General features: G+C 66.5%; 13 protein-coding genes. 7 read left to right on the top strand and 6 right to left on the bottom strand.

The window, feature by feature from the left end:
* Window positions 1-68 precede the first annotated feature (68 nt).
* A complete protein-coding gene (gene amgS / locus LE197_RS26160; RefSeq protein ID WP_003096258.1) occupies window positions 69-1388 on the top strand; it encodes a two-component system sensor histidine kinase AmgS in 1320 nt (439 codons plus the stop codon).
* 76 nt (window positions 1389-1464) lie between these two features.
* Here the strand turns inward: amgS and LE197_RS26155 are convergent, their stop codons facing one another.
* The 3 genes from LE197_RS26155 to LE197_RS26145 all read right to left on the bottom strand — a co-directional run bounded on the left by LE197_RS26155 (window position 1465) and on the right by LE197_RS26145 (window position 4050).
* Complete coding sequence (locus LE197_RS26155) at window positions 1465-2388, bottom strand: LD-carboxypeptidase (protein ID WP_003100070.1); 924 nt, start codon at window positions 2386-2388, stop codon at window positions 1465-1467.
* Window positions 2389-2578: 190 nt separating this feature from the next.
* Window positions 2579-3484, bottom strand: coding sequence for a 30S ribosomal protein S6--L-glutamate ligase (rimK, locus tag LE197_RS26150; protein ID WP_003096254.1), 906 nt, complete (start codon window positions 3482-3484; stop codon window positions 2579-2581).
* A gap of 131 nt (window positions 3485-3615) precedes the next feature.
* A complete protein-coding gene (locus LE197_RS26145) occupies window positions 3616-4050 on the bottom strand; it encodes an ATP-dependent zinc protease (protein WP_003146534.1) in 435 nt (144 codons plus the stop codon).
* A gap of 209 nt (window positions 4051-4259) precedes the next feature.
* Here LE197_RS26145 and LE197_RS26140 point away from each other — a divergent pair, with 209 nt between their 5' ends.
* A complete protein-coding gene (locus tag LE197_RS26140; RefSeq protein WP_003120401.1) occupies window positions 4260-4655 on the top strand; it encodes an RNA-binding S4 domain-containing protein in 396 nt (131 codons plus the stop codon).
* Window positions 4656-4692: 37 nt separating this feature from the next.
* Here the strand turns inward: LE197_RS26140 and LE197_RS26135 are convergent, their stop codons facing one another.
* Window positions 4693-5496 (bottom strand): phosphatase PAP2 family protein, encoded by an 804-nt coding sequence (locus tag LE197_RS26135; protein WP_003100069.1) that lies wholly within the window; start codon window positions 5494-5496, stop codon window positions 4693-4695.
* A gap of 112 nt (window positions 5497-5608) precedes the next feature.
* Between LE197_RS26135 and hslO the strand changes: the two genes are divergently transcribed.
* Window positions 5609-6502: an Hsp33 family molecular chaperone HslO gene (gene hslO, locus LE197_RS26130; protein ID WP_003096245.1), complete on the top strand. Its 894-nt coding sequence runs from the start codon at window positions 5609-5611 to the stop codon at window positions 6500-6502.
* A 115-nt stretch (window positions 6503-6617) separates the two neighbouring features.
* Window positions 6618-8159, top strand: coding sequence for a phosphoenolpyruvate carboxykinase (locus tag LE197_RS26125; protein WP_003109982.1), 1542 nt, complete (start codon window positions 6618-6620; stop codon window positions 8157-8159).
* 57 nt (window positions 8160-8216) lie between these two features.
* Here LE197_RS26125 and LE197_RS26120 read toward each other — a convergent pair whose 3' ends face one another.
* Window positions 8217-8573, bottom strand: a complete 357-nt coding sequence (locus LE197_RS26120; protein WP_003109981.1) for a hypothetical protein — start codon at window positions 8571-8573, stop codon at window positions 8217-8219.
* Between the two features lie 253 nt (window positions 8574-8826).
* Between LE197_RS26120 and LE197_RS26115 the strand changes: the two genes are divergently transcribed.
* A complete protein-coding gene (locus tag LE197_RS26115) occupies window positions 8827-9429 on the top strand; it encodes a nitroreductase family protein (RefSeq protein WP_003100063.1) in 603 nt (200 codons plus the stop codon).
* 14 nt (window positions 9430-9443) lie between these two features.
* Here the strand turns inward: LE197_RS26115 and LE197_RS26110 are convergent, their stop codons facing one another.
* Window positions 9444-10352, bottom strand: a complete 909-nt coding sequence (locus tag LE197_RS26110) for a LysR family transcriptional regulator (protein WP_003096239.1) — start codon at window positions 10350-10352, stop codon at window positions 9444-9446.
* 142 nt (window positions 10353-10494) lie between these two features.
* On the opposite strand from LE197_RS26110, the gene LE197_RS26105 reads away from it, so the two are divergent.
* Window positions 10495-11730: a 3-hydroxyacyl-CoA dehydrogenase gene (locus LE197_RS26105; RefSeq protein ID WP_023108869.1), complete on the top strand. Its 1236-nt coding sequence runs from the start codon at window positions 10495-10497 to the stop codon at window positions 11728-11730.
* 1 nt (window position 11731) lies between these two features.
* Complete coding sequence (locus LE197_RS26100; protein WP_003135996.1) at window positions 11732-13522, top strand: acyl-CoA dehydrogenase C-terminal domain-containing protein; 1791 nt, start codon at window positions 11732-11734, stop codon at window positions 13520-13522.
* The last annotated feature ends 4 nt before the right edge of the window (window positions 13523-13526 follow it).

The raw sequence follows: 13526 nt of genomic DNA, 5'->3' as shown, positions 1-13526 counted from the left end.
CACCGGCCGCGTCGTCTTACCCGCAACAGGCGTCGGCCCCGTCCGCCGGCGCGCAACCGGTCCGATCGATGAAAACGCCGCTCTGGTTCCCGCAAAGCTTCTTCGCCCGCACCCTCTGGCTGGTGCTGATCGTCGTGCTGTTCTCCAAGGCGCTGACCCTGGTCTACCTGCTGATGAACGAGGACGTGATCGTCGACCGCCAGTACAGCCACGGCGCGGCGCTGACCATCCGCGCGTTCTGGGCTGCCGACGAGGAGTCGCGCGCGGCCATCGCCAAGGCTTCCGGCCTGCGCTGGGTGCCGAGCAGCGCCGACCAGCCCGGCGAGCAGCACTGGCCGTACACGGAAATCTTCCAGCGGCAGATGCAGATGGAGCTGGGGCCGGACACCGAGACCCGCCTGCGTATCCACCAGCCGTCGCAGCTCTGGGTGCGCGCACCGAGCCTCGGCGAAGGCTGGCTGGCGGTGCCGCTGTATCCGCATCCCTTGCGTGGCCAACGGATCTGGAGCGTGCTCGGCTGGTTCCTCGGCATCGGCCTGCTCTCCACCGCCGCCGCCTGGATCTTCGTCCGCCAGCTCAGCCAGCCGCTCAAGCGCCTGGTGGTCGCCGCCCGCCAGTTCGGCCAGGGGCGCAGCGTGCGCCTGCCGCTGGGACCGGAGACGCCGAGTGAAATGGCCGAGGTGTATCGCGCCTTCAACCAGATGGCCGAGGACATCGAGCAGGGCGGGCGCGAACGCGAATTGATGTTGGCCGGTGTCTCCCACGACCTGCGCACCCCGCTGACGCGCCTGCGCCTGTCGCTGGAGTTGCTGCCGGAGAGCGAACGGGAGATGGTCGAGGACATGATCCGCGACATCGAGGACATGGACGCGATCCTCGACCAGTTCCTCGCCTTCATCCGCGACGGCCGCGACGAGCCGGTGGAGGAGGGCGACCTGACCGACCTGGTGCGCGAGGTCGTGGCGCCGTTCAACCAGACTCGCGAGCAGGTGCGCATGGCCTTGCAACCGGTACCGGCGATGCCGTTGCGGCGTGTGTCGATGAAGCGTCTGCTGGGCAACCTGATCGACAATGCCCTGAACCACGGCGGCGGTTCGGTGGAGGTGGCCAGCTACGTGGCCGGCGAAAGCGCGGCGCCCTACGTGGTGCTGAGCGTGCTCGATCGCGGCCAGGGCATCGATCCCGCGGAAGTGGACAGCATCTTCAATCCCTTCATCCGTGGCGACAAGGCGCGTGGCGGCAAGGGCACCGGCCTCGGCCTGGCGATCGTCAAGCGCATCGCCGCCCAGCACGGCGGCAGCGTCGAACTGCGCAACCGCGATGGCGGCGGCCTGGAAGCGCGGGTCTGCCTGCCGCTGGGGTTGCTGCTGCCGCGCGGCGCGGCCTGATACCCGACGGGTTTGTGCCGTTCCAGCGGCACTTCCCGCCCCCTCTCGCGCTTACGGAGAAGGGCGCGCCCCGTCCCTACCAGCGCAACCGGTTTCCCTCGAGCACCGCGGTCTTCCCGTAAGGCCAGGCTCGGTTCTGCGCACCATGCCCGCTGGGCAGGTGGTGGTAGAGCGGCACCTCGATGGCGGCGGCGTATTCGCCGAAGATCCGCTCCAGGCTGTGGGCGACTTCCTTGCGCGGGCAATCGGTGAACGAGCCCAGGCAGATCGCGCCGAGCTGGCGCGCGTCGATGCTTTCGAGCAATTGCCAGAGGCTGCGCTCCAGGCGGTAGTAGGGTTCGCCGACGTCCTCCAGGACCAGGATCGACCCCGCCGGGGCGTGCAGGCCGCCGAGTGTGCCGGCCATGCAGGCCAGGGCGGTGAGGTTGCCGCCGATCAGCGCGCCTTCGACGCGTTGCTTGTGTCCGCCGAGGTGCTGCACCGGGAGTTCATGGTCGATTCCGGCCAGCAAGCGGCTGACCGAGGCCAGAGAGGCTAGCCGCTCCTGCTGCTCGCGGGGGGCGCTCAGCGGCGACAGACCGAGACCGGTGGCCACCGGGCCGTGGATCGCAGGCAGGCCGTGGCGGTGGAAAGCGCTGAGCAACACCGAGATGTCGGAGAAACCGATCAGTGGCCGCGGAGAGGCCGCCTGCAGGCGCCCCCAGTCCAGGCCCGGCAGCAACTGGCCGCAGCCGTAGCCGCCGCGCAGGCACCAGACCGCGGTGATGTCCGGCATGTCGAAGGCGTTGTGCAGGTCTTCCAGGCGCTGCTCGACCGTCCCGGCGAGGTAGCGGTAGCGGGCTTCGACGTGGCGGCCGAGATGGTAGTCCACGCCGTGCACTTCCAGTTGCCGCAGGGTCGCCTCCAGCACGTCGGTGGCGATGGCCGAGGCTGGCGCGATCAGCGCCACCCGGCCGTCGATGGGCTGCCAGGTCTGGTCGGAGGAAGGACGAGAGGTCATGCGGCGATTCCGTGAAGCGTCAGGAAAGGATTCGAGTGCCGGAATAGCCCAGGGTTCGGCGGGGTTTCCGGCATCGGTTGCGGCGATGCTTCATTCAAGCGTGGCATGGACCTTCTGTCGAGGCCGGGATCGCCAGCGTAATGCGGTGCGTCCGATGGGCCGGGACAACGCATGCGTTGTCTGGTCCGGCTCACCCCTTTCCCTTCGTCCTGGCCAGGTGGGGGCCGCCGTTCTTTTCCAGGTACTGGATGATGATCCCGGCGATGTCCTTGCCGGTGGTGGATTCGATACCTTCCAGGCCCGGCGAGGAGTTCACCTCCATTACCAGCGGACCATGGTTGGAGCGCAGGATGTCCACCCCGGCGACGTTCAGGCCCATCACGCGGGCGGCGCGGATGGCGGTCATGCGTTCTTCCGGGGTGATCTTGATCAGGCTGGCGCTGCCGCCTCGGTGCAGGTTGGAGCGGAACTCGCCGGGCGCTGCCTGGCGCTTCATCGAGGCGATCACCTTGTCGCCGACCACGAAGCAGCGGATGTCGGCGCCGCCGGCTTCCTTTATGTACTCCTGGACCATGATGTTGTGCTTGAGCCCCATGAAAGCCTCGAGCACCGATTCGGCGGCCTTCTCGGTTTCGCAGAGGACCACGCCGATGCCCTGGGTGCCCTCCAGCAGCTTGATCACCAGCGGTGCGCCTCCGACCATCTCGATCAGGTCCGGGACGTCGTCCGGGGAATGAGCGAAGCCGGTCACCGGCAGGCCGATGCCCTTGCGCGACAGCAGTTGCAGCGAGCGCAGCTTGTCCCGCGAGCGAGCGATGGCGACCGACTCGTTGAGCGGGAACACGCCCATCATCTCGAACTGGCGCAATACCGCGCAGCCGTAGAAGGTCACCGAGGCGCCGATGCGCGGGATCACCGCGTCGAAGCCCTCCAGCGGTTGTCCCCGGTAGTGGATCTGCGGCTTGTGGCTGGCGATGTTCATGTAGGCGCGCAGCGTATCGATGACCACCATTTCATGGCCGCGCTCCCGCCCGGCCTCCACCAGGCGACGGGTCGAGTAGAGCCGGGGATTGCGCGACAGCACGGCGATTTTCATTCAGCACCTGTGGATGGGTTGGACCGGCTGGCGGGCAGCGGCGGCGAGGCTGTGGGTTGTCGTCGCGGCAGGCATCGGACCGGCCGTTTCGGGAATGGATGGAGGTTGGACAGGTGCTGCCGGCGAATGGCTCAAACCGGGCTCCCGTCGAGCAGGTCGATGCTCGTCGCCGCGGGCAGGGCGGCCGGCGACTCGGGACGATCCTGGACGTAGGCCAGGGCCGGGTTGACCACCAGTTGCCCGGCGATCAGCGCCTTGGAGCCGAGCAGCACGCGATAGCGCATGGACTTGCGGCAGGCCAGGGTGAACTCTACCGGCCACATGCGATCGCCCAGCGCCAGGGTGGTGCGGATCACGTAGCGGGTCTGGGCCTGGCCGTTGGAGCTGCGAATGCTCTTGCGCGCGACCATCGGCGCTTCGCAACGGTGCCGGCGCTGCACCAGCGTGCCGAGGTGGGCGGTGAAGCGCACCCACTTCTCGCCGTCGCGCTCGAAGGGAACGATGTCCGAGGCATGCAGGCTGGAGGTGCTGGCGCCGGTGTCGATCTTCGCGCGCAGCCCGACCATGCCCAGTTCGGGAAAGGCGATCCACTCGCGCAGACCGATGACGGAAAGCTGGTCGAATGTCTTCACGGGTAGGCATTCCAGGCGTTTTGCCGGCATTCTAGCAGGGCTATGGGCGGCCGCCAGACGGCTGCCCGAGGATGCCGAAGACGAACCTAGCGGCTGTCGATGACAGTCGCGAGACAGCGGCGGAACGAATACGGGAAATGCCAGTGAGCGAGAAAGACGACGACAAGGTGCGCCTGGACAAGTGGCTCTGGGCGGCGCGCTTCTTCAAGACCCGGGCGCTGGCCAAGGCCGCGATAGAGGGCGGCAAGGTGCATTGCCGGGGCGAGCGGTGCAAGCCGAGCAAGGAACCCAGGGTAGGGGAGGAGTTGACCATTCGTACGGGCTTCGACGAGCGAACCGTGACCATTCGCGCGCTTTCCGTAGTCCGGCGTGGCGCGCCGGAGGCCCAGGCTCTCTACGAGGAAACCGCGGACAGCGTGGCAAGCCGCGAGCGCGCGGCGGCCATGCGCAAGGCCGGGGCGCTGGGCGTACAGACAGAGGGGCGGCCGAGCAAGAAGCAGCGGCGGCAGATCCACCAGTTGCGCGGCGGCCAGGACTGAGAAGCGCCGGTCTCCCGCAGGGGAGACCGGGATGGCCTCAGGCCGAGTCGCGGACCACGCCGAGGCGGCCGATCAGCGGCAATTTCGCCAGCAGGCGGAACAGCGGTTCGGTCACCTGCACCAGCCAGCCGCTGGCCTTCGCCGCCAGCGGTGTGTAGCAGCCCCAGGCGAGGGCCAGCAGGGCCATCTGCAGGCCGCCGATGTAGTCGTCCTGGCCCCAGTGCGCGCCGGCTACCAGGCGCGGCATCATGAACAGCACGGCCAGGGTCCAGATCAGCAGGAACTGCCCGGCGCGGCGAGCGAACAGCGACATGAACAGCGCCCAGACCAGCAGCACCGAGGCGTGGTCGCCGGGGAAGCTGCGCTTGGAGCGGTCCTTGATTTCCCACACGCGTTCCCAGTCCGGGAAGTGGTCGCTGAGGTGGATGGCCTTGTCCATCAGCATGGACAGGCTGGCGTGCTGCCAGTGCAGGTGGTGGGCGATCTTCGCGTAGAGCACGCGGATCACCACCAGGATCAGCAGGGTCACGATGAAGCCGAAGGTCAGCCGCCGTACCTGGTTCGCCGGCAGCAGCCAGTCGCCGCGAATCAGCAGGCAGAGCAGGATCACCCCGACCACCGCGTCGAACGGTCGGGTACTGAGCAGGCCCCAGAGTTTCAGCCAGGTTTCGTTGAGGGCGAGGGAGCCGTTGAGCTTGTCGAAGAGCCAGAAGTCGAAGCCGTTCATCAGCTCGCGGGTGGGGCCCCAGAGCCACAGGATCAGCAGCAGGAGCGCCAGAAGATGACAGATGGCGAACTTGCGCCATTGCCAGGCCGCTTGGAACGGAGAGGCATTATCCATAAAATCGTTTCCCCCTATCGGCGCCGGGTCGGCGTACGACTGTCACGAAGCGCGCTTTTATAGGCCTTTGTCACTCACTTGTCATTCCCTCATTCGTAGCGTTGTGTCCCGCATGTCCCATTCAGATCAGAGCCAGCGTTTCCTTTTCGACGATACCGACGTGCGCGGCGAGATGGTCGATCTCGAGCGCAGCTACAGCGAAGTGCTGGCCAAACATCCCTATCCGGAACCGGTCGCGCAGCTGCTCGGGGAGATGCTCGCGGCGGCCTCGCTGCTCTGCGGCACGCTCAAGTTCGACGGCCTGCTGGTATTGCAGGCGCGCTCCAGCGGCGCGGTTCCGCTGTTGATGGTGGAGTGTTCCAGCGACCGCCAGGTGCGTGGCCTGGCCCGCTATTCGGCGGAGTCCATCGGCGCCGACGCCGGCATGCAGGAACTGATGCCCGAAGGCGTGCTGACCCTCACCGTGGACCCGGTCAAGGGCCAGCGCTACCAGGGGATCGTCGCCCTGGAGGGGGTGAACCTGGCGGAATGCCTGTCCAACTACTTCGCCAGCTCGGAACAGCTGCCGACCCGTTTCTGGCTCAACGCCAACGGCCGCCGTGCCCGCGGCCTGCTGCTGCAGCAGCTTCCCGCCGACCGCCTGAAGGACCCCGAGGCCCGCGAGGCCAGTTGGCAGCACCTGACCACCCTGGCCGACACGCTGACCGCCGAAGAGCTGCTGGCGCTGGACAACGAGACCGTCCTGCACCGCCTCTACCACGAGGAAACCGTGCGCCTGTTCGAGCCGCAACCGCTGGTCTTCCATTGCAGTTGCTCGCGGGAACGTTCGGCCAACGCCCTGGTCAGTCTCGGGCAGGCCGACTGCGAGCGGCTGCTCGAGGAGGAAGAAGGCTCGATCAGCATCGACTGCCAGTTCTGCAACCAGCGCTACCTGTTCGACGCCTCCGACGTCGCCCAGTTGTTCGCTGGCGCTGGCAGCCAGGGGCCTTCCGAGACCCGCCACTGACGATTTTTCATCCAGCGGGCTTTTCTGGCATAATCCCGCCACTTTTTTCCTGTAGTGAGTTTTTTGAAGCGCTACGAAGTTTGGAGGACTCGGCCTCTGGCCGACGGGGAACCACATGACGCAAGCCAACAACGCCGTGTACACCGATATCAGCGCCGCCCAACTGGTAGAAGAAGCCATTCGCCGCGGTGAGGGCGAACTGGCCGCCAACGGCTCGCTGGTCGTACGTACCGGCCATCGCACCGGCCGTTCGCCGGTCGACCGTTTCATCGTCGAAGAGCCGAGCACCAAGGACGCGATCGCCTGGGGCAACATCAACCGTCCGTTCCCGGCCGACAAGTTCGATGCGCTGTGGGCCCGCGTGGAAGCGTTCAACAACGCCCAGGACCATTTCGTTTCCCATGTTCATGTAGGTTCCGCCGAGGCTTACTACCTGCCGGTGAAGATGACCACCGCTACCGCCTGGCAGAATCTGTTCGGCCGTTGCCTGTTCATCGAGCCGGAGCAGTACAACCCGGCCGGCAAGGACGAGTGGCAGGTCCTCAATGTCGCCAACTTCGAATGCGTGCCCGAGCGCGACGGCACCAACTCCGACGGTTGCGTGATCCTCAATTTCGCCCAGAAGAAAGTGCTGATCGCAGGCATGCGCTATGCCGGCGAGATGAAGAAAGCCATGTTCTCCGTGCAGAACTTCCTGCTGCCCGAGCGCGACGTGCTGCCGATGCACTGCGCTGCCAACATCGGCGAAGCGGGCGATGTGACCCTGTTCTTCGGCCTGTCCGGCACCGGCAAGACCACCCTGTCCGCCGATGAAAGCCGTTACCTGATCGGTGACGACGAGCACGGCTGGGGCGAGGGCGTGGTGTTCAACGTCGAAGGCGGTTGCTATGCCAAGTGCATCGACCTGTCCGAGAAGAACGAGCCGGTCATCTGGAAAGCCATCAAGTTCGGCGCCGTGCTGGAGAACGTGGTTCTCGACGAAGAGCGCGTGCCCAACTACGCCGATGACAGCCTGACCCAGAACAGCCGCGCCGCCTACCCGCTGGAGCACGTCGAGAAGCGTTCGGAGAAGAACCTCGGCGGCGAGCCCAACGCGGTGATCTTCCTGACCTGCGACCTGACCGGCGTACTGCCGCCGGTATCGATCCTGAACAATGAGCAGGCGGCCTACCACTTCCTGTCCGGCTACACCGCGCTGGTCGGCTCCACCGAGATGGGTTCCGGCGGCGGTATCAAGTCGACCTTCTCCACCTGCTTCGGTGCTCCTTTCTTCCCGCGTCCGGCCGGCGTTTATGCCGAGCTGCTGATCAAGCGCATCAAGGCCTTCGGCTCCAAGGTCTACTTGGTCAACACTGGCTGGACCGGCGGTGGCTACGGCGTCGGCAAGCGCTTCAACATCCCGACCACCCGTGGCGTGATCGCGGCGATCCAGAGCGGCGCGCTGATCGGCGCGGAAACCGAGCACCTGGACATCATCAACCTGGACGTGCCGAAGGCCGTTCCGGGCGTCGAGACCAATCTGCTCAACCCGCGCAACACCTGGGCTGACAAGGCTGCCTACGACGAGGCGGCGAAGGGCCTGGCCAAGCAGTTCATCGAAAACTTCAAGAAATTCGAGGTTTCCGATGCGATCAAGGCCGCCGGCCCGCAGCTGTAAGCCACGTTTCGGCACCATGAAAAAACCGCCTTCGGGCGGTTTTTTCATGGGCGAACGTCAGGGGTAGGTGACGGTGATCAGGTAGTTGCCGGAGCGGCGACCGCTTCCGGCCAGCTCATAGCGCGCCGAGAAATCCCGTTCACCGATGACCGTATCGCTGGGTTGCAAGTGGCGCACCTCGCCGGTCTTCATCGAACGGATGCTGACATCTGCGGTGCGCGCCTGCATGGGACAGCCACTGAGGTGGAAACTGCCCTTGCTTTCGTCTTGGCGGGGAGCGCTCATCGAGCATGGTGGCTCGACAATGGCGCCGGTGAAGCGGATGACGCCGCTGATGCTGCCGGGGGCGGCGAACAGGTTGCTGGAAGTTCCTACAAGAAGACCGAACAAAGCCAGTTGGCCCATCCTGTTCATGAGCTTACTCCTACGTGAGTTCATCCTTATTTTTCTGCGTTCGTGCGTCCCGGGAGGGGCCCTCTCCCAGGCGCTGGCATTGGAGTGGAATATAGGACAATTCCTTAGGAAAATTCCTTCCTAGGAATAGTCCTAGTCTTAATTCTGTAAGTAGCTGCTGTGGGGCTGCGTCGGATTTATTGAAGTCTGGTTTATCTTCTCGCCAATGCCCTAGAGTGGGTGCCCCTTTGTTCCCTCGCAGTGGATTTCCCCCATGCATATCGAAGACGCCGTTCGTAGTCGCCGTGCCATCAAGGGCTACGACTCATCCTTCAGCCTGACTCGCGAAGAGAAGGACCATCTCCTGGACCTGGCGCTGCATGCGCCTTCCGCCTTCAACCTGCAACACGTGCGGCTGGTCGAGGTCAGCGATCCGCAATTGCGCGTGCAGTTGCGTGAAGTGGCCTGGGACCAGGCGCAGGTCACCGACGCGGCGATGCTGGTGGTGGTGTGCGCCCAGCTCGACAGTTGGGAGCGCAACGCGCAGCGGGTCTGGGACGGTGCTCCCGAGGCGGTACAGGCGTTCATGGCAGGCGCCATCGACACCTACTACCGCGGCAAGCCCCAGGTACAGCGCGACGAAGCCATGCGCAGCTGCGGCCTGCTGGCGCAGACCCTGATGCTGGTCGCCCGCGGCCAGGGCCTGGATTCGTGTCCGATGGATGGTTTCGACTTCGATGCCGTGGCCCGGCTGATCAACCTGCCGGACAACCATGTGATCGGCCTGATGGTCGCGGTCGGGAAAAAGGCCGTTGAACCCTGGCCGCGCAGCGGCAAGCTGCCGCGGGAAGAACTGGTCATTCGCGACCGCTTCTGACTGCCCGGATTCCCCTAGTCCGGTCCGGCGGCCCCGACCTGGCGGATCTGTTCGACCAGCCATTGCAGGGCGATGTCGCGTTCGCGCTGGGCCAGAAACACCAGTTCCAGGTGGAACGGGCCGAGGTCGAACGGCAGGTCGAACGATTGCAGGGGCAGCAATCGTTCGAAGTAGTGCGCCAGTTGTCGCGGCAGGACGCCGACCAGGTCGCTGTACGCGGCGATGTGCGCTGCCTGCAGGTAGTTCGGCGTGGTGTAGGCCACTTGCCGCTTGAGCCCCTGGCTGCCCAGCCACTGGTCGACCATCCCCTTGGTCTGCCCGCCGTGCACCCACAGGTGCTGCAGCTCCAGGAAGGTGGCCAGGTCGGGAGCCTGCGCCAGCAGCGGGTGCTGACGCCGGGCGACCAGTTGCAGGGTCTCGCTGGCCCAATGGCGGCGCTGGAAGCGCGCCGGGACGTTTTCGAAGCGGCCTAGCACCAGGTCCAGTTCGCCTTTGTCCAGCGCCTCGGCCGGCAAGGTCGGGGTCAGGTGCTGGATGGCGATGGAGATTCCCGGCGCCCGCTCACTCAGGCGGCGCATCAGGGCGGGCATGCAGATCAGTTCGACGTAGTCGGTCACCGCTACGGTGAAGCGCTGCCGGCTGCGCCCCGGATCGAAGCCCTCGCCGTCGCCCAGGCTCTGTTCGATCTGCCGCAGCGCCGCGCGGATCGGCGCTTCCAGCGCCAGCGCCCGGGGCGTCGGCTGCATCGCACGACCGGCGCGGACCAGCAGCGGGTCGTCGAGCAGCTCGCGCAGGCGGTTCAGCGCATTGCTTACTGCCGGCTGGCTCAGCGCCAGGCGCTCCGCCGCGCGCGAGACGTTGCGTTCGCGCAGCAGCGCGTCAAGGACGCGTAGCAGGTTGAGGTCGAAGGTTTGGATATTCACTGCCTGAATTCCAGCTATCACAAGACTAAATTTCAAAAATAGTACGACCTTCCCCTAAGGTAGTGGTCGCTTTTTGTGCGGTCGGACTGCCCCAGGTTTCGTCCACCGTTCCTCCTGCGCTCGCTACAACGAGGACAAGACCATGAGCCAGAACTTTTCCTTCCGCCAGGCCGCGGTGATCGGCGCCGGCACCATGGGTCGCGGTATCGTCATGTGCCTGGCCAACGCCGGTCTCGACGTGCAGTGGCTGGACAGCAACCCGCAGATGCTCAACCAGGCGCTCGGCGCCGTGGCCGACACCTACGCGCACCACGTGCGCCAGGGGCGCATCGGCGAAGAGGAAGCGGCCGCGCGCCGCGCCCGCATCACGCCGGTCCAGCACCTCGCCGCGATGCGCGAGGCGGACCTGGTGATCGAGGCGGTCTACGAGAACCTGGAACTCAAGCAATCGATCTTCCGCGAGCTGGACGCGGCGCTGAAGCCCTCCGCGGTGCTGGCCAGCAATACCTCCTACCTGGACATCGACGCCATCGCCGCGGTCACCGCGCGTCCGGGCCAGGTGCTCGGCCTGCACTTCTTCAGCCCGGCGCACATCATGCGGCTGCTGGAGATCGTGCGCGGCGCGCAGACCGCGCCGGCGGTGCTGGAGGCGGCCCTGGCGCTGGGCGAGCGGATGGGCAAGGTCAGCGTGGTGGCCGGCAACTGCCACGGCTTCATCGGCAACCGCATGCTCGAACCCTACGCCACCGAGGCCCGCCTGATGCTGCTGGAAGGCGCCCTGCCGTACCAGGTGGACCGGGCTCTCCAGGCGTTCGGTTTCGCCATGGGGCCGTTCCGCATGTACGACGTGGTCGGTATCGACCTGGAGTGGCGCGCCCGCGAGTTGGCCGGGGTCGGCCAGGACCAGCCGGCCGTGCAGGTGGACAACCGCCTTTGCGAGCTGGGCCGCTTCGGCCAGAAGAGCGGTGCCGGTTACTACCGCTACGCGCCGGGCAGCCGCCAGGCGGAGCACGATACCGAGGTGGATGCCCTGGTGCTCCGGGTTGCCGAGACGCTGGGCTACCCGCGGCGCGATTTCGCCGACGAGGAAATCCTCGAGCGTTGCCTGCTGGCGCTGGTCAACGAGGGCGCGAAGATCCTCGACGAGGGTATCGCCGCCCGTAGCGCCGACATCGACACTGTCTACCTGAACGGCTACGGCTTCCCCGCCGCGGAGGGCGGTCCCATGGCCTGGGCCGATCGTCTCGGCGCGGCCGAGCTGCTGCAACGCCTGCGTTTCCTCGAACAGCGCCACGGCGCGCGCTGGAAGCCGGCGTCCCTGGTCGAGCGCCTGGCCGCCGAGGGCGGAGCCTTCGCCGACCTGCAGGAGGCGCGCTGAGATGGATTACCAGGCCCCCTTGCGCGACATGCGCTTCGTTCTCCATGAACTGTTCGATGTCGGCGCGCATTGCGAACTGCTGGGCAACGGCATCGATCGCGAACTGATCGACGGCGTGCTCGAGGAAGGCGCGCGCTACACCGGCCAGGTGGTGGCGCCGCTCAATCGCAACAGCGACGAGGAAGGCGCGAAGCTGAAGGATGGCGTGGTGACCACCCCCACCGGCTTTCGCGAAGCCTACCGGCAGTACAGCGAGAACGGCTGGGCGAGCATGACCGGACCCACCGAGTACGGCGGCCAGGGCTTCCCGCAGATGGTCTCCGCGTGCTTCCACGAGATGCTGATGGCCGCCAGCCTGTCCTTCCGCGTCTATTCGGGGCTGACCGAGGGCGCCGTGCTGGCCCTGTACAAGCATGGCGACGAGGCGTTGCGGCGCGACTACCTGGCCAAGCTGGTGAGCGGCGAATGGGCCGGCACCATGTGCCTGACCGAACCCCAGGCCGGCACCGACCTCGCCCTCCTGCGCACCCGCGCCGAGGCGCAGGCCGACGGCAGCTACGCGATCAGCGGCAGCAAGATCTTCATCAGCGGTGGCGAGCAGGACCTCACCGAGAACATCGTCCACCTGGTGCTGGCGCGCCTGGCGGACGCGCCGGCCGGGGTGAAGGGCATCAGTCTGTTCCTGGTGCCGAAGTTCGTCGCCAATCCCGATGGCTCCCTGGGCGAGCGCAATAGCCTGGGGTGCGGCGCCATCGAGCACAAGATGGGGATCAAGGGCGCTTCCACCTGCGTGATGAACTTCGACGGCGCCAGGGGCTGGCTGCTGGGCCAAGCGAACCAGGGCCTGGCCTGCATGTTCACGATGATGAACGACGCGCGCTTCCAGGTCGGCCTGCAGGGCCTGGGTATCGCCGAACGGGCCTTCCAGGGCGCCCTCGGCTACGCCCGCGAACGCCTGCAGTCGCGCGCCCTGGTCGGCCCGCAGGCACCGGACAAGGTCGCCGACCCGATCATCGTGCACCCCGACGTGCGGCGCATGCTGCTGACCCAGAAGACCCTGGTCGAAGGCTGCCGCATGCTGGCGGCCTGCTGCGCACGCCAGCTCGACCTGGAACACGGCCATCCGGATGCCGACGGCCGGCGCGCGGCGACGCGCCGTGCAGCGCTGCTGATTCCCGTCGTCAAGGCCTTCCTTACCGATGTCGGCCAGGAAGTCGCCAGCCTCGGCGTACAGGTCTATGGCGGTCACGGCTTCATCCGCGAATGGGGCATGGAGCAATTGATGCGCGACAGTCGCATCACCCAGATCTACGAAGGCACCAATGGCATCCAGGCGCTCGATCTGGTCCGCCGCAAGCTGCTCGGCGACCAGGGCGGCGAACTGCTGGCGCTGCAAGGCGAACTGGCGGCGGCCAGCGAGGCGCTGCAAGGGCGTGCTGCACTGGCGCCGCTGGTCGAGCCGGTGCTGCAACGCCTGGAGGAGTGGCGGCAGCTCACCGGCCAGGTACTCGAGGCCTGCGCCCGCGATCCCCAGGAGATCGGCGCCACTTCGGTGGACTTCCTCCAGTACAGCGCCTACGTATTGCTCGCGGCCCTCTGGTTGCAAGCCGCTGCACGAGCCCAGGAAGCGCTGGACGGCGGCTCCGGCGAGGGCGATTTCTATCGGGCCAAGCTGCGCAGCGCCGATTTCTACCTGCGGCGCATCCTGCCGCGGGCGAGCATGCACCGCGAAGCCTTGCTCGGCGGCGCCGACTGCCTGATGGCCCTGCCCGAGGAGCATTTCTCGTTCTGACGGG

Origin of the sequence: Pseudomonas sp. PS1(2021) (assembly GCF_020405165.1) — a bacterium.
GTDB lineage: Bacteria > Pseudomonadota > Gammaproteobacteria > Pseudomonadales > Pseudomonadaceae > Pseudomonas > Pseudomonas aeruginosa.
This window is presented reverse-complemented; position numbering and strand designations above follow the sequence as displayed.